Here is a 23,859-nt window from a genome sequence, read left to right as displayed (position 1 = left end):
TAACAGGTTCTAAAAGTCTATAAAAAGCTTGTTTTCAGGTTTTCCATTTTCTTAGGTTATGTGCGATGGATAATAAGCCGATTTCGACCTCGGCCTTGGACATCCCTTTCAGCAGGAATCGTCTGAAGCCATGGTTATGCTTTAATTGGGCGAATACCGGTTCCACATCGGCCGGCCTTCGTTTCCTGAGGTTGATACCCTGTTCTGTATTCAACCGTTCTTTGGCTGCCTGTTTATGTTGTCTTAGGCTGTGGTTGATCTCAACGACCCGGTTACCCTGTGTAGTATGGCAAACACCACGCATCGGGCAACCTTCACAGTTCTGGGCACGGTAACGGCTGATCAGTTGTACAAAACCAGATGAAGTGACTCGCTGACCGTTACCGATATGCGCCATCCATTGACCTATCGGACAAACAAGGTAATTCTCCGCTTCGTTATAATGCAGGCTGTCGTTACTGAACGCTTTGATACCGTCCTTTTGTTCCTTATCGAACGTATTGTATTTGATGTAAGCCTCAATGCCTTTTCGCGCTAACACACCGTAGTTCTCATCCGATCCGTAGCCGGCGTCGGCAACAATGGCTTTGGGCAGGTCTTTATATAAGGCTTGGTATTGTTCAATATGGGAAGACAAGGTTTGGTAATCGGTTGAGGTTTGATGCAGGGTATAATTAAGGATGAATTGCTCCTGGGTGGATATCTGCAGGTTATAGGCCGGCTTAAGTTGTCCGTTCAGCATATGGTCTTCCTTCATCCGCATGAAGGTGGCATCCGGGTCGGTCTTTGACATGCTGTTACGGCCGGCTAATAACTTTTCCTGCTCGTCATACCGTGCCAGGCTCTCCGGCCAGTGCTTCTTTGCGTAGTTCAGCTTTTGCTTTACTTTTTTGTCTACGTCTTCTTTATCATCTAAGGCTGCATTGATCTTTGAGATGGTTTCCTTTACTTTCTCCGGGTTGATCTCACTATATTCCAAGGGCGCTGTATCTTTTAGTTCTTCGGCGGCAATGCTTTGCGCATAACCCCACAGTTCATCAAGCTGGGTGGGTATTCTGCTGAAAATGACCAGGTGTTCTGTCTTAAAGAGGTCAGGCGTTCCGGCGTAAACTGACCACCCCATTCCGGGGCAAACTGACCAGGGATTCCGGGCGAAACTGACCACCCCTGGAATGCAGCTGATGCGGTAGCAGCCGTCATCTTTGTAGGGTTACAAAACTCTCAAAGTATGGCTAACACTACGATCAGTATGAGTAAGATAAGAAAGATCTTAAGGATGTACACCAACGGGCGCAGCATCATGTCTATAGCAGCCCAGGCAGACGCATCCAGAAACACCGTAAAGAAGTATCTGGCCTCTTTCAAGGAGAGCGGCTTCAGCTTTGATGAAGTCAATGCTTTGAATGATAAAGAGCTGGAAGACTTGTTTGGCAAGGCTAAGGAGCGCTCTCCCAACAGCCGTATGCAAGCCATGCTGCGCTGCTTTCCCAAAGTAGACAAAGAGCTGAAACGTACCGGTGTTACCCGTCAAATGCTTTGGGAGGCTTATCGTAAAGAGTTTCCGGACGGTTACCAGTATAGCCAGTTTTGCTTTTATTATACCCAGTGGCAGGCCCGGGTTAACCCTGTGATGCACATCGACCACAAGGCCGGTGATAAGCTGTATGTGGATTTTGCCGGTCAAAAGCTGAGCATCACAAACCGGGATACCGGGGAGATCATTCCTGTCGAGGTCTTCATCGGCATACTTGGGGCCAGCCAGCTGACCTATGTCGAGGCGGTCATGAGCCAGCAAAAAGAAGACTTCATTTCCGCTTGTGAGCATACCCTGCATTACATTGGCGGCGTGCCGGAGGCCATTGTTCCGGACAATCTGAAAGCTGCCGTCACTAAAAGTAACCGTTACGAACCTACGCTGAATGAAACGTTTGAAGACTTCAGCAATCATTATTGCACGACCATCTTACCTGCCCGGGCATTCCGCCCTCGTGATAAAGCGCTGGTAGAAGGTGCCGTAAGAATCATCTATAGCCGCATTTATGTTCCCCTGCGCAAGAGCGTTTATCATTCCTTGCAAGAGCTGAATGCCGCTATTCATGAACTGCTGGAAGCCCATAATAACCGGCTGATGCAAAGCCGGCCTTACAGCAGAAGGCAGCAATTCGAGGAGGTAGAGCGTGAAACGCTTATGCCTTTACCCGTGTTGCGCTATGAGCTTAAAAAGCAGTTTCATGCCACCGTGATGAAAAACGGGCATGTCAGCCTCGGGCCTGATAAGAACTACTATAGTGTGCCTTACCGCTTCATCGGCAAAAAGATCAAGCTGCTGTATTCCAGCACGACGGTAGAGGCCTTCTATCATTATGAACGCATAGCCATTCACAAGCGTACCAAGGGGCTGCACCGCTACATTACGGATAAAGACCATCTGGCTTCCACCCACCAGTTCGTTGCCGAGTGGAACCCGGAAAAGTTCCTGTCCTGGGCCGCATCGATCCATGAGGATGTGCGCCTTTATATCCAGCATATCCTTAGCCGCAGGCACCATGCAGAGCAGGCTTACCGATCCTGCATCGGTGTGCTGGGCTTTGCCCGTAAAGCCGGGAATGAACGCCTGATCCTGGCCTGCAGAAGAGGCCTGAGTTATGGCATGTACAGTTACAAGACCATACAAATGATCCTGGAAAAGAACCTCGATCAGTACGAAGAAAGCTTATTTGCCAATGAACTTACCATGCCCGAGCATGATAACATCAGAGGCGAAGACTATTACCAGTAAACACGAATCAAGTCATATGAATACAAACACTTTAGACAAACTGCGGAAGATGAAGTTCTTCGGCATGTTCCATGCTTTTCAAAGCAGCCTGGAAACCGGGCAAACAGATCACTACACGGCCGATGAACTCTTGGCCTACCTGGTGGATGCCGAATGGGATGACCGGCATAACCGGCGTATAGAGCGCCAGATCTATCATGCCAAGTTCCGCTACAAAGCGTCCATTGAAGAGGTGAACTACCAGGCAGAGCGGAGCATTGACCGCAACCTGGTCATGCGCCTGGCGGACTGCACCTTCATTGAGCGCAATGAGAATGTGCTCCTGACCGGCAGCACCGGCATTGGCAAAAGCTACATCGCCTCTGCTATTGGTTACCAGGCCTGTATGCAGGGCTATAGGGTATTCTATGCCAGTACACCCAAGCTATTTGCCAAACTCAAGATGGCCAAGGCTGATGGCTCCTACATCAAAGAGATCGCAAAGATTGAACGCCAGCAACTGCTCATACTCGATGACTTTGGCTTGCAGCCTTTTGATGCACAAAACAGGGCTGCCCTGATGGAGATCATTGAAGACCGGCATGGTAAAGCATCCCTGATCATTACCTCACAGCTTCCGGTCAGTAAATGGCATGAGGTCATCGGTGAAAAAACAATAGCTGATGCAATATTAGACCGTATCGTACACAGCGCTCACCGGCTGGATCTCAAGGGTGAATCCATGAGAAAAAAACGCAGGGCTGATGAAAAGGAAATCAGTTACCAATAATAACTTGAGATAGCTAACTTTGTAATAATGCTTCTACAGCATTGGCTGCATCATTCCGCCAGTTCTCAGACTGGTCAGTTTGCCACGGAATAGCCTGGTCAACATCCCCGGAATACCTATTAGAGCCGTAAATTGTGTCACAAAACAACGGTTTCGGCCTGTTAAGTAGTAGATATCCATTAGAGGTCTCTTTACGTACTTCATCTAGCTCAGTATCTATAACCAACTCTGTAGTATCTCGAGGCTCTCCCCAACTTATCGTTATTTGCTCAAGCTGGTATTTAGATTTCAAAACAGCTTCGACGTAGGATCGGGCGTTACGACATTTTGCGTCTGTTGTAGGATCTAAACCGTCGATACTGCATCCTGTAACATAGATTTGAATGGTTTTGATTCCTTTTAATCCACGTGAAACTTTTGCTAAAAAATCTTCTAACGGTCGATCAACATCCATATTCGGGTGATGAATCATCCAAGCTTTTTTACTGCTTTTGTGATAAACTCCCACAGCGATACAAGGACCCAATCTGCCAGAGTGTATTTCACCTTTGGTCACATAATTGTCCTCAAATTGTTCAAGTATAATTTTTGCCATGTAAATTCAAATACAATCATAGGATTAAGTAAATGTAGAGGAGCTAATAATCATTAAGCGAATTTGCTTCTAGCTTTTTCGAAATTGGTGGACTGTTAAACATCGAAAATGGACCATCAATTGGTTCTATTTTAGTTCTGTTGAACCTTTAAGAACAGCTCAAGTAACGGTAGAATAAGTTGCTCGGTCTGCTCCTTCAACTTTCGCTCATTCAGCGCATAACCGCTAAGTAGATATTCTTGTAAAATTTTATTTGCCCAAATCCTGAACTGTGTACCCCGTATAGAATTGACGCGGTATCCCACGGAAATAATCAGGTCTAAATTGTAGTGGCTGATATTTCGTTTGATTTTTCGACCGCCTTCTTCCTGAACTTGTGCAAATTTTGCACAAGTTGACTGCTCGTCCAGTTCGCTGGAGCGATAAATATTTTTGATATGCTTGAGGATGGAAGTGCGGTCGGTGGTAAACAGGTCAGCTATTTGATATTGATTGAGCCAGATGGTGTTTTCTGTTAGTTTCACATCCACTGACATTTGTCCGTCTTCTGTTTGATATATAAGGATTTGCTTGTTGGTCATTACTTTAAATGTAGGATTTAATTATGTAGGTTAATAGACCAAGTTACCGCAATCAGGTAGTCTGGTCTATATTAAAAAGATGAATTAGCCGACAAATAGCTTTTCTTTAAGCGCCTGCATATCCTCGCTAATCTTATGATCCATAACTTTTGCATAGATCTGTGTGGTTTTTATACTGGTATGCCCCATCATCTTGGCAACACTTTCAATAGGAACGCCGTTATTAAGCGTTACTGTGGTCGCAAAAGTGTGTCTGGCAATATGGAAGGTCAGTAGCTTATCAATGCGGCATAGGTCAGCTATTTCCTTCAGGTAGGCATTCATCTTCTGATTGCTCATCACCGGTAATAGCTTGCCATCAATTAGGCATTGCGGATGGTCCTCATACTTTTTGATTATAGATAGGGCAACAGGTAATATGGGTATACGGGATAGCGTATCTGTTTTCTGACGGTTGGTATAAATCCACAAGTCATCATCGACACCTTTAACCATTTCCGAACGTTTTAATTTTCGGACATCCACATAAGCCAAGCCTGTATAGCAGCTGAAAAGGAAAATGTCTCTGACTAAGCCAAGCCGTTCTACGGTAAACTCTTTATTGGCAATACTTAGCAACTCATCTTTCGTTAACACTATCCGGTGTACCTTTTTGGTTTTTGGCTTATAGTTCAAATAGGGATCTACGGTCAGCCAGCCATTACCCAAACAAATACGAACAATCTTCCCTAGGTTTTTGATGTACTTGATAGCGGAGTTGTTAGCGCATTTACGTACACTGCGCAGATAAAACTCGAAATCAGTCAAGAACTCGAAGTTGACTCTTTTGAGTTCAATGTCTGAAATATTAAACTTCCACTTCATAAAATCAACCGTATGCATCAGGCAGGTTTCATAACGCTTCAATGTGCTTTTCTCAAACTCCTGACCAACCAATGCTTTCATACGGGCATTATGTTCCTGAAAGACGGAAACCAGTGTTCTTGCCTTTTCCAGTTTGCCAGTGTAACGGTTCTTTAGCGTTTCAGCTGTGATCATTTCATCTGCCTCGGTCATCTGACGGTGAATCTCAAAAATTTTGCTTTGGATGTCATCTAAATAAATGTTCAAAGCCTTAGCATCAGCCTTTGTACCCGTAGCCCGGCCGGTCTGGCTATTCCATTTTGCAGAATCATACTTTCTGCTGACGGCAATTTCTGTGCGCTGCCCGTCAACGGTGATGCGCAGATAAACAGGCATAGAGCCTGATTGATAGTGCTTGGGCTTTTTTAAATAAAAAAGCAGCGTGAGTGAAGTTCTCATGATCATGAGGATTAATAGTGAAACAATATTAATTAACTCACCATCTGAAATCAAGATGTTTAATGGGTGAACAAGCTGGCAAACAGAGCGTTAAACCAAAATTCGAGAGTACTTTAGCAGACTTGAAAATGACTCTCGAATTACTCCCTTTTATAATGCGAAAAGATGAATAATTTGGTATGCCCTGAAAACAAAAAACCCTTCAAATGAGCTCATTTGAAGGGTTTTTGTCTTTTTTCGTATTGAAAAAGCGGAATGGACGGGACTCGAACTTTAAACAAATCACGCTCATTTTCAATCATTTATAATCTTTCAATCTGATGACGCCATAGATGACGCGGTAAATTGACAAGCTTAAAATTTCTTCACAAAATACAGCCCTTCTTTCTATTAAAAAGTGATTGACACTGCAATTTCTTACCAAATATAAGAAATTGTTTGGGCTAATAAAAATTACCTGTTTCGAGAATTAGTTTAGACTATACTATGATAAAATTATTCAAGCGATGAATCCACCATCTATAGTAATAATGGAACCGGTGAAATATCCAGCTTCTTGAGATGCCAAGAAATTGATTGATGTAATGGATCGTGGACCATTAATTTACGTGCACGTTCAAAATAATGGCGTAGTTTCATTTGTTATTGAACGGCTTACATTCATCAAAGGTGATAAAAGCTACCACAGCATTGTGGATTGCTTAACCATTGATCCAAGATCTTATCAGCGATGCTGTTTAAATGGTGATTCTGCCGGGGAACTATCATGAGGTTTTCTCTACACAATCCGAAAACAATAAGAGCTACAAAGAATTAGAGGATATTCAACGTCAGCTCTCTGAAATCACATTGAGGGTAGATAGTAGCGACATTTATAAGGACAAAATTATAATTGAACGTAACCTTTGTTGGTTTACCAGACACAAGGTTTTTAAACCACAATAAGCTTTGGCATCCTGCTTACAGAAGAATGCTTATTAATACCGTTTTGCAACTATTGAGTGATTTGTATTAGAGCAGGTGAAGTTTCTAATTTCAACTCTTAACAATATAGTGGAGTTTTTTTCATTGTGCTTCAGGACTTACAAAGCCAGTGACTTCTATGTATGTGCCAAAGTTCGGGTTGGAATACAGCAGCCAAGCTTTTCTTTGGAAAAAGCTATAATAATAACATGTTTATAATCTTAACAACAGATTGTGGTAACCTTTAATTTCCCACTACGTATAAAGTTTACTGTTCAACCTTTAAGTATTCACAATGTATGATCTATATTAGATTTATCTCTACTACCGTCTAAACGGCTCCTTTCATAATTCCTGATTTTGATTAACAGCTTCCGTAAGCTGTGTGATCATGGTGTGTCTTACCTGTCGATATTCTCAAGTTCTATATTCTTTATGCTTATCCGTTTTAAAAATAACATATGAAAAAACTCTACTTTCTCTTTCTAGCCGGTATACTGTACGGCACAAAAACGCATGCGCAGAACACGTTTCCGACTAATGGGAATGCTGCTATCAACACCAGTGTTCCTTCGCAGCATGTTGATGGATCTTACCGAGCATTGTGGATGCCTAATGGTACCGCATTGATGCCAGAAGATGCGTCTTCGTATGCAGGTATCTCACTTACCTCTAATTTCTTAAGGACATCGAACAACGCCTGGGGGTTTGTTAATTCAGCTTTACCAGCCTGGAAGCTTTACATGGGACATGGAGCAATTACCGATTACTTTGGTATTAGCAGGTCATCGTCAGGCAGTTTCAATGAGCAGTCTTTATTTAGAATAAACTCTATTGGGAATATAGGTATTGGTACGGCTACGCCTCAATCCTTAGTGGAAATAAGAAAAGATGCCAGCCACGGTCAGGGTGGTGTTTTGGAGATTACTAATGGTGGTGGTGGTATTGGAACCAGCTCTGAAATTTATTTTTCTACCTATCAGCGGGATGGTCAGAATCCATCCGCCCGCATTAAGGTGGCTGATGATGCTGACTGGAGTGGGGACATGTTTTTTGATACCAAAGGTGCAGCAGGTTCAGCACCACTGTATACCCGGATGTATATAGAAGGATCCACAGGTAAGGTGGGTTTAGGTACGCTTTATCCGAATGGTAAACTCGATGTACGTGGTCCTTTGGTTACAGGTAGTAGTGAAGGTAACTTAGACCCTGGCTCTACGAACTTGGATTTTTTAGCAACAATGGGCCAAATGGTAACAGGCTGGAATCGTTCTGCTGGCTTTGGGGAAGCAGATTTTATCGCCAATCAGGGTGCAGGATCAGTGGGGGCTTTGCTTTTTACAATCACAACAACAGTAATCAAGAAACTAAACTTATGTGGATCAGAGGAGATGGTAATGTAGGCATCGGTATTGATGACCCGCAAGCCAAGTTAGCCGTCAATGGTATGATTCGTTCTAAAGAGGTTAAAGTAGAAACCGCCAACTTTCCGGATTATGTATTTAAGTCATCTTATCGTTTGCCTTCGTTGGAAGAAGTGAAAACCTATATTGATAAGAACAAACATTTACCGGAGGTACCTGCAGCAGCTGAAGTGGAAAAAGAAGGTATGAACCTGGGTGAGATGAATAAAGTACTCCTCAAAAAGGTAGAGGAACTGACGCTGTATCTGATCCAGCAACGAAAGTTAATGGAGTGCCAACAATTACAAATTAATAAACTCGCAAATAAGCTTAGAAAAAGATAATTGTAAGTTAAGAGAGAACTAAGCTGCATAATGATCTAAACCAAGCAATAACTCAGAAGGCAATATTTACAATTGCCTGAACTATCTGAATTAATGCCTTGAGAAGCCTTTAAAGCATCGACTTGTGAAGACAAGATACAATTACATGAAATTATATATAATTACTTTGGCATTGTTACTACAATTCAGTAACCTGATTTTTGCCCAACAGAGACCATCATCTATCAACAATTTTACCTTACCCAAGGCACCTGATATTGCTACTCTTCTAAAGTTTGCGGAAACTCCAGTATCCTATTTCAACGGTACAGCAAACATTGAAGTTCCCTTATACGAGATTAAAACTGGTGATCTGTCTTTTCCTATTTCAATTAATTATAACACTAGCGGAATAAAAGTTGCCGAGGAGGCGGGTTGGATAGGATTAGGCTGGAATATTTCCACTGTGGGAGCTGTTCAGGAAACTCCTTTTTCTACCTTCGAGAACAAGGAAAAATTTGATATTGTCCCACCCTCATTCACCGGCCAACCTACACCGCAAACAGTACTCACTAACGTTGTAAACCGAGGAACTCTTTTTTCTGATTCGCAAGGCGAATGCCACCTGTATAACATACAAGCTGCAAGTGCTAATTATGAACCCGATTTGTATACTATGAGTGCAAATGGAATATCTGAAAAGTTTTTTATTCCCAATGGTTCTATAAATAAGCAAATGGTTAGTGTTAATGGCCAAAATATAAGATTTACAGCGAACGGAGAACATAATTTTACAGCCATCATGCCCGATGGAACTCAGTACATTTTCCGTGATGTTGCCGTTACGCAAACTCCAGGACTTTCAACAACCGCTCCAAATACAACTTTCCAATATTCAGTTTATTTAAGCCAAATAATCAGCCCAGCAGGTCGAACAATATCTTTCAAGTACAGTCCTGCTATAAATACCTTTTCTCAACAAACCAGGTCTCAAACTTGGGCGGTAGATACCTACAATCAGTTTTTTCCAAATGACTTTTTGAATGCTTCAAGTAGTATCCAAAATCTTTATTTAAGCGAAATTAATTTTGATAATGGGCACATAGTTTTTAATTCTAGTGAGCGTGAGGATATGGCTGGGAGGAAATTAGATCAAATTGCAATTTATAAGGAAGGCAACGTTGATCCCATTAAACTTGTTAAGTTTGGATATACATATTTTGCAGATCCTGTAGGATCATACGGCGATTATACTGTTGATAATCTGCCGTCTGACAATCCAAGTGTTGCAACTGCAGATGAATCCTACCGGCAAAAAAGGTTAAAACTACTTTCCGTACAGATTGATAACAATCCTGCTTACCAATTTGATTATGATTCAACTCCATTACCTTATAAAACATCTTGGGCTCAAGACATTTGGGGATATTTTAATGGTAATACTATTAAATCATTGTTGCCTAACTACAACGATCTGGCGTTTACCGATTATCAGCCTAGCTTAGACATTATTGAAGCGGCAAAAAAAACAACTTTAGGGTTTCGGGCGGCAGATTTTAATTTTACAAAAGCAGGAATTTTGACCCGTGTGACTTATCCTACTGGGGGCTATACTGAGTACAAATATGAACCACATACCTTCAGTAAGGAACAGCTTTCCCAGAATTTAGTAGATAACGTTGTAGCGGTTGATGCAATTGGGACCGGCATTCAGCAAAAAGAATTTGATGTGCCAGCCGTTAACTATGTTTCTGCGAATGGAACAGTTAACCCCACCTATTTAAATGTACGTCTGTTCTGCCAAGGTGGAGTCGGTAAATGCGCAGTTGCAGGTCAAGGAACGGCTGGTGGCGCTAATCCCTATTTTCCAAATGGAAGTGGCAACAATAATTATAGCATGTATGCTTTGCTCGAAAAACAAAATCCCAACACAGGAATTTGGGAACTTGACCAGAATAACATATTCGATTCCAATAATTCATTGATTAGTAGTGGAGCTTACTGCGGTGTAGCTAATGTACTTAGAGAACTTGCACCAGGTCATTATCGCCTTACAGCTCAATTCCCTGTTAATCAAACAGGCACCTTAGGGGGCTTCAGCTCTCATATAGATATCACCTATAAGGTAATGAATTCAACGGTAAACAAAGTCACATATTCAGGACCAGGATTACGCATCGGCCAAATTATAGATTATACAAGCCAAGGGCAAATCGCTCACCAACGCAAAATATCTTATGAAGGCGGACAATTAATGACCCCGACAGTTTTTTTTCGATATAGTTATGGTCCTTTTGGAGGCTACATGGGGCCTAGTTGTTCAACTAATAAAGATCTTGTCGATCAATATAATGCTATTTTAAGAAATAACTCTGCGCTTCGGAATTCCTGTCATGGTAGTGAATTTCAGACGGCGCCACCAGATGTATTAACCACGCGTAATTATTCTATCTTGTACTCTAATCCAAGCTTGCCATACTCTTATTCTGCAAACGGCAGCCTTTACGGTTATTCAACAGTCTATGAGCAACGCATTGGTGGTAATAATCAAGATCAGGGGAGAACTGTTTACCAATACAATTGCAAGCCAGATGCCTACTTTTTTTATGGGTATAATTTACCAGGTATACCTTCGGTACCTTACCTGGACAATGGTAAGTTAATAGAACAGCAAGAACAAAAAAGGAATGATAAAGGAGACTACACAACTATTCACTCGGTACATTATGATTATACCATAGGTAAACCTTTTGTATACTGGGCCTCTAAGGGAGAATACTTGCCAAGAATCAACCAGGACGGAAGTCCAGAGTTTAGTTGCCGTGGCGCGTACTCGTTTGATCCACAAGCCGAGTACCTGCACTTTTACCCAATTAAAACCGGACATGTTAATGTAAGTAGTAAGATTGAGAGTAGCTTGGATGGTAATAGTTCATTAATAGCTACTACAACTTATATATACAATATAAATAATCAACAGCGTATAACTTCAACTCTCGGTAGCAATGGTAAAACCTATACAGTTCAGAATTATTACCCAAGTGATTACAATGTCACTGATGATTTTACCAGTGATATGCGAAACGCCAACATGTTAGATTATCCTATAGAAAGTGTTGTCTCCATTGATGGGCAAGCGTCTCAGGGAAGCTATAACGAGTATGCGAGTCATGATAAAATTATAACTCCAACTAACTCTTATGCTCTGCAAACATTATCTCCATTTGCATTAACGCCCTCAATCCCGAACAACAAAAGGGATAATCATTACGTGCAACAAATACATTATACTTATAACAGTAAGGGCAACCTTATTGATAGCCAGAAACCATCCGGACCAACGACGGTGTATTTATGGGGTTATAATAATCAGTACCCGATAGCGGAGGTGAGGAATGCGAGTTACCAGGAGGTGGCGGCGGTACTGGGGCAGGCTACGATTGACCAGCTGGCGGGTAGCACGAGCAGTGATGCGGCAGCAGTGCGCAATGCGCTGAATGTACTGCGTACAGATAATCGGCTCAAAAAAGCGATGGTGACGACATATACGTATGAGCCGTTAGTGGGGATGACCTCGCAGACGGATGCCAAGGGGATGACCACGTACTACGAGTATGACGGTTTTCAGCGCCTGTTGAACATCAAAGATGCGCAGGGTAACATCGTGAAGCACTATGATTACCATTACCAAAACCAGTAATGATCTTTGTTCAACCCCACTTACCCTTACTCCCGATGAAGAATCAAACCTCAGCCTGGCAGCATGGCGCTGCCCGGCTACGCTATAGCCTGATGCTGCTGGCGCTGCTGTGCACCAGTGGTGCCCTACAGGCCCAAAAGCCGCTTTCGCAGGATAATATTACCGGTACGCTGGACGCCGGCGTGTACTACCGCCCGGACCAGATCATCCTGAAAGACTTTCACTTTACGGCCAGTTCCGGGCAGAGTCTGCGCCTGTATACCTTGAATGGCAGCAGCGGGGCGCTATGCACCACCTTGGGCACTGCGCCCAGCAACAATCAAAACTACATTATCACTTCAGTTCCTCGTCAGCCCAGCTATGATCCACAAGTGAACACGTACAGCACCTGCGATGTAATGCAAAGCATCCAGTATTTGGACGGGCTGGGCAGACCTTTGCAAACGGTGCAGGTGAAAGGCTCGCCCAGCGGCAGTGACCTGGTGCAGCCTTTTGCTTATGATGCCTACGGCAGAGAGGCGCAGAAGTACCTGCCTTATGTAGCGGTTTCGGGTCTGGCAGGCGCTTACCGGAGCGATGCCCTGACGCCGGGTGCGGGCGTGTACCGCTTTTATAATCCTGCGGGTAACGGAGCCAGCGGCACGCAGCAAGATGGTGGTATCGTAACCATTCCAAATCCTTATGCCCAGACCAGCTTTGAACCTTCACCGCTTAACCGTATCCTGGAGCAGGGCGCCCCTGGTGATGCCTGGCAGCCATACAGCGCTTCGGTAGGCAACTCGGGTCATACCCTGAGAACCGAGTATGGCAGCAATGATGCCGATGGCACGTACGGAGTAAGGCTTTACCGGGCTGATGCGGTGATGACCTCTGGGCAAGAGTATCAGCGTACGCTGAGCAGTTCGGGGAACTATGTGGCGGGTCAGCTGTATCTCACTATCAGCAAGGATGAGAACTGGAAGCCATCGGATAACCTGGCTGGTCAGGTACACGAGTACAAGGACAAGGAAGGGCATGTGGTGCTCAAACGCCTGTTTAACCACAACAACGCTACTAACCAGGACGAGGTGCTCTCGACTTACTATGTGTATGATGATCTGGGCAACCTTTCTTTTGTACTAACGCCGGGCGTCAATCCGGATGCCGGACGAAGCAGCGGGAGTGACCAGACCCTGCTGGATAACCTGTGCTACCAGTACCGTTATGACGGGCGTAACCGTTTGATCGAGAAAAAACTGCCGGGTAAAGGCTGGGAGTATATGGTGTATAACCTGCTGGATCAGGTCATATTTACCCAGGATGCCGTGCAGTACACTAAGCAGCAATGGAGCTTTACAAAGTATGATGCACTGGGAAGAGTCGTAATGACCGGGGTAGAAAACGGACATGGCCAGCAAAAGCGGGCGGAGCTGCAAGCTAGCGTCACCACTTTATTACAGCAGGTAGGGACACCAACCACGGAGTGGGAAGTTCGGGATGCGGGCGGCTTTTTCGGCTACACGAACACGGCTATTCCCAGCGGAGCCAACAAGCAAGCCTTAGTAGTAAACTACTATGATGACTATAACGTGCCTGATCTGCCTACTGCCTTTAGTTCACCCAGCGGAGTAAGCGCCCAAACGCAGGGGCTGTTAACAGTCAGCCGTACGGCGGTACTCAACACGATGGGCAACACGGCGCCGGATATGCTTTGGTCAGCGAACTACTATGATGACAAAGGGCGCAATACCTTGAGCTACCAGCAGCATTACCTGGGTGGGGTGCTGCAGGCCGGCAACTATGATAAAGTGACTACCACGTACGACTTTACGAACGAGGTGACGGCGAGCACGCGGGAGCATTATACCCAAAAAAGCGGCAGCTCACCTGCGCTCACGATTGCTGGTAGTTATGACTACGATCATATGGGCAGAAAGCTGCAAACCAGGCAGAAGATGACCGGGGACCAGGACTGGGTGGTACTCTCCAAGCTAGCCTACAACGAAATCGGTCAGCTTAAAAGCAAAACGGTGGGTAACGGGCTGCAAACCACCACGTACAACTACAACGAGCGGGGCTGGCTCCGGGTTGCCAACAGTGGCAATAACCTGATGGTGCTGGATCTGGCTTACAACAGCCCGGAAGATACGGTAACGGCCCAGTACAACGGCAACATCGCAGAGATGCTCCTGAATGGCAACTACCCACAGCAGAAGACTTTTAAGTACAGCTATGATGCCTTAAACCGGCTGACTAGTGCTATTTACCGGCGCGATACCCTTAGCGAGCGGATGAGCTACGATCTGATGGGCAATATCACCAGCTTAACGCGGAGCGGCCAGAACTACCGTACGCTGGCTTACGGGTACGAGAGTGGCGGGCAGAGCAACAAGCTGAATTCTGTAACGGGTAGCGGGTTTGCTACGCGCAGCTACAGCTATGACCTAAACGGGAATGCAAATTCGGATGGCGGCAGTAAGCTGATCGGCTACAATGTGCTGAACCTGCCTGAGCGCATCAGTGATGCAAATAACACCACACTGGCTACTTATACGTATGATGCTGGCGGACGTAAGCTGCGCCACCAGTCCATGCAAGGTGCGGGCAGTGTAACGGATTATGTCTCGGGCATACAGTATAAGGCAGATGGCTCGATTGAGCTGGTGCAAACCGAGGAAGGCAGGGCAACACCGAATGGCAGCGGTGGTTACACGTACCAGTACGACCTGAAAGATCATCTGGGTAACGTACGCTTGAGTGTGGACAAAGACCCAACTACAGGCGGCATCCGCATCTTGCAGCAGGACGACTACTATGCTTTTGGTTTACGGTATGGTTTATACCAGGGATCTCATCCGAATCGTTATCTTTACAACGGCAAGGAGGTGCAAACCGAGCTGGATAACCAATACGATTACGGTGCACGTTTCTACGACCCTGTAATTGGGCGTTTTACTTCAATTGATCCGATGGCAGAGGTATCAAGACGATGGTCAACCTACGCTTATTCATATAATAATCCAGTCAGATTTGTTGATAAGGATGGGATGATACCAGGTGATTTCCTTGATGAAAAAGGAAGAAAGGTCGGTAGCGATGGAAAAGATGACGGAAAGGTTTATGTCATAAAAACAACAGATAAGAATTTCGATAGCGGTGCCCCATCTGCCGGTATTTCAAAAGATGATAAAAAGGCGACTGAGAAGTTCATTAAAGATAATAATGGTAATACGTCCGCATTTGAAAGTAATGACATTGCTTATAAAAACAGTGTTGAGATAGAAGGTAAAGCATCTACCCGACAAGGAATGGTAGATGTTGTAAATCAAGATAATGGACGAGGTGGTACTTCCGATGCTAATAACAGAGAATATGGGGGTGCTGTAAAAAGTGATGGTAGCGGTACAGTTGAACAGGCAAAACCAGGACCTGTTGCCGACCCTATAAAAGACCCCAATGCTCATATTGATTTACCTGCATACGAAACCCGTTCAACATTCCACTCTCATCCCAGTGGGACTAAATTCCTATCATCGGGGGGAAGTAATACAATAGGCGGTAGTACTACCTCTGGTAACTTTTTGAATGCACCATCTAATGTTGGAGGGGATGTAGGAAATAGCGGTAGTAAAATAAACTATGTGTTTTCAAGAGGTAACGGAACAGTTTATATATATAATAATACAGGAGTAATAGCTACAATTCCACAAGCCAACTTTGTAACACCAAAGCAGTAACATAATGAAAAAGACGTTTTTTATAGTACTTGTATTAATTGCTGCGTTAAAAGTTAACGCACAACAAAATAAAGACGAATACAAAGTAATGATTGATTCCGCGATCTGCATTAAATACACTGCGTTTAAGGCGGCAACTAAGAATCAAAACAATAAAGATTACTTTGACAACTTGTATTTACTAAACGAACAGGATCAGCCGTTAAATTACCTTCCATCATCCAATAAGTTTAAGGCTATTACTGTTTATGATGATCGCAATCGCAAGATTATTAAAAAAGGGATTTACGCTTGGAAAGTCTTTGCCTCATTAAATAACAATCGCTTTACAGTAACAATTGTCGACTTCTATATAACTTATAAAAATCACAATTATAACTTTGCAAATGGTGGTGGGTCAAAAACCACATTTGATTATGAATGCGGTTCAAACAATTGGAAACTACTTAGTTCTGAGAATAAAGGTAATTAAGAAAACAACAAAGCCCCGATTGGGGCTTTGTTCGTATTATAGCTTTTACTTAGCCAATTCCTGAATATGCCTTTTAGTAATAAAGGCATCAATAAACGTCTTGACCAAATGCTTATCCTCTGGGCTAAATAACTCCACTTCCTTAAACTGTTTAAGCAGTTCCCGGTCGGTCAATTGCGCCGCTATAGTCGGATCACTCACATCATCATTCACCAGGTAATCAGCAGTCGTATCCAATGCTTTGGCCAGCTTAGAAAGCATATCGGCTGCTGGTTTAGCCTTTCCTATCTCATAACGGCCAATCTGTACATACGTCAGCCCGACGATCGCGCCAAGCTCCGCCTGTTTCAGTCTTTTTTGGGTACGTAGCTCCCTGATCCGGCTTCCTAAACTCATTCTTCCTTTAATCCTTTAACATCAAAAATACTAAGAATGATACATAAAATGCGTGGTAAAATACAAATGGGTATCATTTGCTTTTATGAACATAGCATCATTATTATTGCTGCAATAAAAAGCATTATAACATCTGATTTTATATGAATGTAGTACCTAAGCTAATTACAGATAATCCAGAGTTGTTACTTTACATGGATGGAAAACTTCACACTACGGTATTGGGCGGCATCAAACTGACCGGCTTTGACCGCTTAAAAGTAACATTGAAGATTGTCAGCGGTGGCAACACCAACAAGGCCTTTCGCCACAACCTTGACCTGTACAACAGTGTTCACACCGAGCAGCTGATAGAGAAAGCCGGTGATGCGCTGGATGTGGCTGCCGCTGAACTGGCCGGGGTGATCAGCCGCCTGACTGCTGCCCTGGAAGATTACCGGACCGAGCGGCTGGAAGCCATGAAGCCAAAACAGGCAGAAAAGAAACAGCTCACCGAAGCCGAGCGCAAAATTGCGCTGCAATACCTCAAAGCGCCCGGCCTGCTCGGACGGACCCGGCAGGCGATCTCGGCCAGCGGCATTGTCGGTGAAGAAGTGAACAGCCTGATCGCCTACCTGATCTATACCTCCAGAAAGCGGAATACACCGCTGCATCTGATGTGCCTGGGGCCTTCCGGAACCGGCAAGACCTGGTTACAGGAAAGGGTCAGCGAACTGATCCCGGAAGAAGATAAGCTGGAGATCACCATGCTATCGATGAACGCTTTTTACTACTTCGGTAAGGATGAGCTTAAAAATAAGTTGCTGCTGATCGAAGATATGGATGGTGCAGATAACGTGTTGTACCCGCTCCGGGAACTGCAAAGCAAGCGCAGGATCAGCAAAACGGTAACCCTGAAAGACAGCAAGGGCAACCTTAAAACGGTTACGCTTAACGTAGAAGGCCCGGTTTGTGTCAGCGGGTGTACCACCCGCGAACAGCTTTACGAAGATAACGCCAACCGCTGTATCCTGCTCTACACGGATGATAGCCCTGAGCAGGACAAAAAGATCATGGACTACCAGCGCAGGCAAAGCGCAGGGCTGCTTGATCACCAGGCCGAGCGCAACGTGCGCGAGCAGCTGAAGAATGTGCAGCGCCTGCTGCAGCCGGTGAGCGTTAAAAATCCGTTCGCTACCTACCTGCAACTGCCGGAAGCCATCTTTAAGCCCAGGCGTACCATGCTGCTGCTTTTGTTGTTCACCGAAACCATTACGTTCTACCACCAATACCAAAGGGAACTGCAAACCGATACCACTACAGGTGAGCAGTACGTAGAAACTACGATTGAAGATATTGAGGTTGCTTTTTCGCTGCTGGAAACAACCCTGCTTAAAAAGAGCGATGAGCTGAATGATGCCTGCCGTTCATTCTTTGAAAAGTTGAAAGCCTGGCTACGGCAAAACGACAGCGAAACCTTTTACAGCAAGGAAGTGCGCCCGGTCTTTCGCCTCAGCCCAAGCAGCCTAGCTCGTTACCTGTATGAACTGGAACGCATGGGTTATATCAAGATCGCGCGCGGCAGCCGCTATAAAGGCTTTGAATACAAGGTACAAAGCTGGGATGATCTGGAAACCCTGACCAATGATGCCCATGAAATGATGGAAAACATCCTTGCTGAGATACGTAAGGTAAATCATAGTATCCCAGGTGTATCCCACAGTCCCGATGGGTTACATAACGTGCAGAAAACCAGCAAGAAAAGTACAGTAACCCAACAACAATAGAAAATGCAAGGCACCTTAAAAAATCCGCTGTATATCCGGCTGCATGCAGGCTTTACCCAATGGCTCAGGATACTCAACTTTGAACCTACCAGTCCCCGCGATATGCCCAAAATGTTGGTGGAGTTCCTGCTTTACTTAGAAGCGCAAAACTGCGACCATCCACATGATATCCAGCCCGATCACCTGAAAAAATACCTGGAATGCCTCCACGAAAGGCCAAGCCAGACCGCAGCCGGTGCGATCAGCCTCAACTATATTCGGAAACACTTACAGGTGATCCGCAAGTTCAGCCGTTACCTGATGGAAAGCGGCCAGCCGAGCTTTACTGTGAAATTGCGCATCAAAGGAAAAAGCACCAATATCAAAAGCATACTGACCCTGGCCGAGATCAGCAAGCTTTACGATGTGGTTAAAGATGATATATACGGGCTTCGGGATCGGGCTATGCTTGCCCTTTATTATGGTTGTGGCCTGCGGAAAAACGAGGCGGTTAATATCAATGTCCGCGACATCCTGCCGGATAAAGAACTGGTTTACGTTCGCAAAGGAAAAGGTTATAAAGAGCGTTATGTGCCATTGGCCGGTACTGCTAAAACCGATCTGGAGAACTATATCCTGTATGCCCGTCCACACTTTGCCGGTGATAAAAAAGAAGATGCCTTATTCCTTAATGTCAGTGGCGCAAGGCTTACCGGCCAAACCTGTTATGATCGTTTACAGACCTTAAAAAAAGCTGCGGCCATTCCTAAACCCGTCGGGCTGCATACCCTGCGGCACAGTATTGCCAGTCATCTGCTTCATTCTGGTATGCAATTGGAACAGATACAACGCTTTTTAGGGCATGGCAGCATGGAAAGTACGCAGATCTACACCCACCTACAGCATGAACAAAAAATATGAGTTCGGCCTGGCTACGCTGGCCGCTTTAGAGCCTTTCCGGGCTTACCTGAAACATGAGCAGTTCAGTCACAGCTACATCCATCAAACCATCAACTATACAGCCACATTCCACGAATGGCTAACTGGCCAAAGCCTGGCTTTAGCGCAGATCACACACGCCGATGTGATGGAGTTTGCCGACCATCTCAGGCAGAAAGGCTTTAGTATCAAGCTGATCAATCAGATCATGCGGACCTTACGGTATTACTTCTCCCACCTGCAACAGGAACAGGAAATTGGCATTAATCCGGCAGCGGGAATCATACTTAAAGGTACAGTCAGAAACCTCCCGCACGACCTGTTAACCATGCCTGAAATGGAGGCGCTTTATGAAAGTTACCAGGTCACAGACAACCGTACCTACCGCAATAAGGTAATTATAGGATTACTTGTTTATCAGGCCATTACAAGAGATGAACTGAGCCATTTGCGCCCTGAGCACCTGAAACTGAGAGAGGGCAAAATCCATATTCCTGCAACCGGCAGACAACTTGGCCGTTTACTTCCATTGCAGCCCCATCAGATCCTCGAACTGCATGAATACTTGTTGGTCATCCGCCCGAAAATACTGGCTGAGCGCCTGGCCGAACGACCGGGGCGCAAGCCGGATCGCTACAAGGATGAACAGGATATCGAGCGTTTGTTTATCAGCATCAACACATTAGAGGACATCAAAAACAGTCTTTTACACCTCAACTATGCGCTTAGGAAACTGAATCCCAAATACAAACATGCTAAGCAGATCAGGCAAAGTGTGATCACGGAATGGCTCAAAGAAAAGAACCTGCGTACCGTTCAATACATGGCCGGGCATCGTTATGTCAGTTCAACTGAAAGATATAAAACCACCAATCTGGAAGACCTGAAAGAGGCACTTAACAAGCATCATCCACTGACTTTATCTTAAAAAAAAATACCCTATTAAGTCCGTAGAACTCGAAAAACAACCAACCCGGCGGCGGCCTGTGGTAAAAATCAACCAACCATCAGGGCTTGTATGAAAAAAAATATCTGTTAACTTTACGAGCCTAAACGTTCTTTATAGCACCGAAAAAGTGCAAATGGAAAAACCAGGGAAAATCGTAAAACTTATAAGGGGCAATACGATTACGGTGCACGTTTCTACGACCCTGTAATTGGAAGATGGACAACCATTGATCCGATGGCCGAATTAGGTAGAAGATGGAACCCGTATAATTATGTAATGAATAACCCTATCAGGTTGACAGACCCTGATGGAATGTGTCCGGAGTGTGAGATCAAAGTAAAGAATCCAACAGATGGTCAAACCTATATATCGTCTGGAAATGCCACGTATACCTATTCAAATGGTAACTGGACAAGACAAAGCGGTGAATTAGACGAAATAAAGGTTGTAGCAAGCAGTTACGCGCAAGGACCATACGCTGATGCCGCTAATGGAAAGGCCGAATTTGGTTTATATCGAGCAGGCTTTAATGCTGATGGTGATTATGCAGCTGCATCAGGAAACGTAGCTGGCTTTTCAGGGGAAGCACATGCTAAAACCGATGATGGTTTCGATTTCGGGGCTTCTGCGGCTGTAGTTAAAGCTGATGGAGCCGCGCGGTTGGGTACAACGGATGTTAATGCTAATGGAAAAGCAAGCGGCAGCTTACTATCAGCAAACGCTGGAATAAGTGGTGAGGTCAATTTGTCAAAAAATGGTGTGACCGATATTGGAGGTAAAGCTGAAGCCGGTGCTTATGTAGCAAAAGGTGAATATACTGGCGGGTTTAATATATTAGGCGTCAAGTTCGAATTTACACAGGGTGGTTCAATCGGCAGTGCGCATATTGGTGCAGAAGGATCGGCTGGACTTAATGTCAAAAAAGGAAGCGCAAGTATTGAAGGCAGCTTTAATATTGGTTTAGGTGCCGGTGTGAAAGAAGGCTTTAAATTAGAAATCCCGTGGTTCAAAAAATGATAAACTACTTATAATTATGCTTATAAAAATTATATACATCATATTCATTGCAGTAGCTGACTTTTTACTGTATTCAATGCTTAATAAAACAGCGAAAGTAAACTCATCCCTTTTGTGGACGTTTTGGATTATATTCTTGCTTGTTGTTTTATTGCATACAAGTTTGTTTAAACTGGATTTTCTATTACCGTTTGACCGTTTTCTGATGGTTATTCAGTTTCTGGTAGAACTGATAATATTTCACTTTGTAGGCAAATATTACATTAACAAAACGCAACGTTCTACACGTTTGACGCCCGAAGTGTCAGCATTTGCGGTTAAAATGGCTTCTTTCATATTCCTAAAAGCCATTTATATATTGATATTTATCGTTCAATGTATGTTTATTCTTACTGAAAATTATAAATCATGAGAAACCTAATCCTATAATTACTGTTAAATATGGCGTTCACAGCCGGAGCGCAAACAACAAAAAAGGACACCGCCCCTTGCTCACACAAGCGTCATACTGTGTAAATAGAAAAGCCCAGCCTAATGGCTGGGCTTTTCTATTTACATGCATTGTAGCTTTGACCTCATTATAGTGCAAAGGATTATGTCTCGGGCGTCCAGTATAAGGCAGATGGCTCGACTGAGCTGGTGCAGACCGAGGAGGGCAGAGCTATGCCGAATGGCAGCGGTGGCTACACGTACCAGTACGATCTGTAACTGGTAGAAGTATTGGTGAAGCTAATAAGGGAATAGGCATGAGGGATTTGGCTTTAAAAGTCTTAGACGTGTTTAAAAACGATGGGTTGATGACAGGAACCCGCCAAGCCGATGGGACATGAAAAATGACCAACACTAAGATAACGGCTGAACAATACAATACTTTAAAGAGCGTTTTCAAAAATCTTGACAATAGCGGTTTCACTGCTGCTGAACAAGAACAGCGGCGGAAAAAAGAAAGAGAAGAAACAGGTTCCCATATTAAATAACCATTATGAAAACTTATATAAGATACACGCGATCAAAATGGTTACTGGTTATAGTGATCTTTATTCTAAGTTCGTGTAATAAGCAAATGAAGTTTGATAAGAGCAAATGGAATGAGCAGCAAGACCCGCTTTTTCCATCGTCATATCGACCTGAAATGTTTAAGGACCTAACTACAAATAACAAATTGGTAGGAATGAATTATAATCAGTTAATAGCAAAATTGGGAACCCCAGATAACAAAGGTGGCGGGTTAATCAGCTATAAAATTATGGTTGAATATGGAGGTGGTATTGATCCTGTTTATACAAAGGAGCTAAGGTTCGCTGTTTCAAAAGATTCCTTAATATCATCTTATAAAGTAGTAGAATGGAGGAAATAAAATGAAAAACCTAACCTTATTATTATTGCTAAGCATGGCTTTCACAGCCCATGCGCAAACCGCACAGCAGGACAGCGCCCACCGCGCCTATCACCTGTTGCATGAGAAAGACCCTAAGCAGAATAACCCCTATGCGTTTGCAGACAGCGCCAAGAGCAAAAAGCCGGTGAAAAAGAAAAAAACAAACTAAATGAAATACCAAGCCGCCCCGAAAACGGGCGGCTTTTCTATTATATCGAATTAAGCGCGTGGGCTAAAGTGTCTTTTAATCGCTTTTTTGATACCAGTGCATCGAGTATGGAGAAGAAAGCGGACTTCTCCTTTTCTTCAAGCTGATCTACCAAGGCCAGCTTTTCAAAAATCGACTTATCGTAAGAGTTCACCTCTTTAAATATATCAACGGTGTTAACGAGTTAAACCAACTTAACGCCTAATGCCTAGGTGAAATTTTAAGTTCTTTTATATAGCTTGATAAAACGCCAGATACTCGCGTGTTTGTCGTAACAGGTGTTCGTTCTTAGCGTTCGTTGTCAATGCACAAATGCTCCCTGAAAATTTCAATCATCATAAAAGGTTGACTGTACTTCCATATCGTGGATGATAAGAAGGTTGGTAATAGATATAACCATAGCTGACCAGTTCCTTGATACATTTATGATAGGTGACAATACTATGGATATGGGCCAGTTCCATCAGTTTGTTCCGGCTGACCGAAAAGCATTCAGTATACTCCTGCTCATGCCAAAGGTACACGAGGCCCATATACAGGCTGAGGTGCCAGACGGTGATCCGCTGATCCGCAATTAGCCTTCGGAAAGCCCGGTGGATGCCGGATAAATGATGAGAGGCAACC

19 protein-coding genes are annotated in these 23,859 nt (G+C 44.2%); 14 read left to right on the top strand and 5 right to left on the bottom strand.

Annotated features, from left to right (window positions below):
- Positions 1-34 precede the first annotated feature (34 nt).
- Entirely contained in the window at positions 35-1,123 is a 1,089-nt protein-coding gene (locus HH214_RS09670) for a transposase (RefSeq protein WP_169607237.1), read from the bottom strand.
- 126 nt (positions 1,124-1,249) lie between these two features.
- Between HH214_RS09670 and istA the strand changes: the two genes are divergently transcribed.
- Positions 1,250-2,779, top strand: a complete 1,530-nt coding sequence (gene istA / locus HH214_RS09665) for an IS21 family transposase (protein ID WP_248282179.1) — start codon at positions 1,250-1,252, stop codon at positions 2,777-2,779.
- A 16-nt stretch (positions 2,780-2,795) separates the two neighbouring features.
- Positions 2,796-3,548 carry an IS21-like element helper ATPase IstB gene (gene istB, locus HH214_RS09660; protein ID WP_169605652.1) on the top strand — a complete coding sequence of 251 codons (753 nt, stop codon included), beginning with the start codon at positions 2,796-2,798 and terminating at the stop codon, positions 3,546-3,548.
- Between the two features lie 13 nt (positions 3,549-3,561).
- Here istB and HH214_RS09655 read toward each other — a convergent pair whose 3' ends face one another.
- The 3 genes from HH214_RS09655 to HH214_RS09645 form a co-directional block, all read right to left on the bottom strand.
- Positions 3,562-4,143 carry a hypothetical protein gene (locus tag HH214_RS09655; RefSeq protein ID WP_169607236.1) on the bottom strand — a complete coding sequence of 194 codons (582 nt, stop codon included), beginning with the start codon at positions 4,141-4,143 and terminating at the stop codon, positions 3,562-3,564.
- Between the two features lie 131 nt (positions 4,144-4,274).
- Positions 4,275-4,724 (bottom strand): virulence RhuM family protein, encoded by a 450-nt coding sequence (locus HH214_RS09650; protein WP_169607235.1) that lies wholly within the window; start codon positions 4,722-4,724, stop codon positions 4,275-4,277.
- A gap of 84 nt (positions 4,725-4,808) precedes the next feature.
- On the bottom strand, positions 4,809-6,026 hold the full coding sequence (locus HH214_RS09645) for a site-specific integrase (RefSeq protein WP_169607233.1): 1,218 nt from the start codon (positions 6,024-6,026) through the stop codon (positions 4,809-4,811).
- Positions 6,027-7,450: 1,424 nt separating this feature from the next.
- On the opposite strand from HH214_RS09645, the gene HH214_RS09640 reads away from it, so the two are divergent.
- The 5 genes from HH214_RS09640 (at position 7,451) to HH214_RS09620 (ending at position 16,603) form a co-directional block, all read left to right on the top strand.
- Positions 7,451-8,392, top strand: a complete 942-nt coding sequence (locus tag HH214_RS09640; protein WP_169607231.1) for a hypothetical protein — start codon at positions 7,451-7,453, stop codon at positions 8,390-8,392.
- Entirely contained in the window at positions 8,365-8,736 is a 372-nt protein-coding gene (locus tag HH214_RS09635; protein ID WP_169607229.1) for a hypothetical protein, read from the top strand. Before HH214_RS09640 ends, HH214_RS09635 begins: the two co-directional genes overlap by 28 nt.
- 145 nt (positions 8,737-8,881) lie before the next feature.
- Positions 8,882-12,415, top strand: a complete 3,534-nt coding sequence (locus HH214_RS09630) for an RHS repeat domain-containing protein (RefSeq protein WP_169607228.1) — start codon at positions 8,882-8,884, stop codon at positions 12,413-12,415.
- Positions 12,416-12,450: 35 nt separating this feature from the next.
- Entirely contained in the window at positions 12,451-16,131 is a 3,681-nt protein-coding gene (locus HH214_RS09625; protein WP_169607226.1) for a DUF6443 domain-containing protein, read from the top strand.
- Between the two features lie 4 nt (positions 16,132-16,135).
- Positions 16,136-16,603, top strand: a complete 468-nt coding sequence (locus HH214_RS09620) for a hypothetical protein (RefSeq protein ID WP_169607224.1) — start codon at positions 16,136-16,138, stop codon at positions 16,601-16,603.
- A 45-nt stretch (positions 16,604-16,648) separates the two neighbouring features.
- Here the strand turns inward: HH214_RS09620 and HH214_RS09615 are convergent, their stop codons facing one another.
- Positions 16,649-16,999, bottom strand: a complete 351-nt coding sequence (locus tag HH214_RS09615) for a helix-turn-helix domain-containing protein (RefSeq protein ID WP_169607222.1) — start codon at positions 16,997-16,999, stop codon at positions 16,649-16,651.
- Between the two features lie 143 nt (positions 17,000-17,142).
- Between HH214_RS09615 and HH214_RS09610 the strand changes: the two genes are divergently transcribed.
- The 7 genes from HH214_RS09610 to HH214_RS09580 all read left to right on the top strand — a co-directional run bounded on the left by HH214_RS09610 (position 17,143) and on the right by HH214_RS09580 (position 23,813).
- Positions 17,143-18,765: a P-loop NTPase family protein gene (locus HH214_RS09610; RefSeq protein ID WP_211166344.1), complete on the top strand. Its 1,623-nt coding sequence runs from the start codon at positions 17,143-17,145 to the stop codon at positions 18,763-18,765.
- A gap of 3 nt (positions 18,766-18,768) precedes the next feature.
- Positions 18,769-19,665 carry a tyrosine-type recombinase/integrase gene (locus HH214_RS09605; protein WP_169607218.1) on the top strand — a complete coding sequence of 299 codons (897 nt, stop codon included), beginning with the start codon at positions 18,769-18,771 and terminating at the stop codon, positions 19,663-19,665.
- A complete protein-coding gene (locus tag HH214_RS09600) occupies positions 19,649-20,611 on the top strand; it encodes a tyrosine-type recombinase/integrase (RefSeq protein WP_211166343.1) in 963 nt (320 codons plus the stop codon). Before HH214_RS09605 ends, HH214_RS09600 begins: the two co-directional genes overlap by 17 nt.
- 228 nt (positions 20,612-20,839) lie before the next feature.
- Positions 20,840-21,649, top strand: coding sequence for an RHS repeat-associated core domain-containing protein (locus tag HH214_RS09595; protein ID WP_248282273.1), 810 nt, complete (start codon positions 20,840-20,842; stop codon positions 21,647-21,649).
- 1,063 nt (positions 21,650-22,712) lie between these two features.
- Positions 22,713-23,006, top strand: a complete 294-nt coding sequence (locus HH214_RS09590; RefSeq protein ID WP_169607214.1) for a hypothetical protein — start codon at positions 22,713-22,715, stop codon at positions 23,004-23,006.
- Position 23,007: 1 nt separating this feature from the next.
- Positions 23,008-23,196 (top strand): hypothetical protein, encoded by a 189-nt coding sequence (locus HH214_RS09585; RefSeq protein ID WP_169607212.1) that lies wholly within the window; start codon positions 23,008-23,010, stop codon positions 23,194-23,196.
- A gap of 464 nt (positions 23,197-23,660) precedes the next feature.
- A complete protein-coding gene (locus HH214_RS09580; RefSeq protein WP_169607210.1) occupies positions 23,661-23,813 on the top strand; it encodes a hypothetical protein in 153 nt (50 codons plus the stop codon).
- Positions 23,814-23,859 lie beyond the last annotated feature (46 nt).

Origin of the sequence: Mucilaginibacter robiniae (assembly GCF_012849215.1) — a bacterium.
In the GTDB taxonomy this organism is placed as follows: Bacteria; Bacteroidota; Bacteroidia; order Sphingobacteriales; family Sphingobacteriaceae; genus Mucilaginibacter; species Mucilaginibacter robiniae.
The sequence above is the reverse complement of the archived record's forward strand: the minus strand, read 5'-3'. Positions and strand labels throughout refer to the sequence as shown.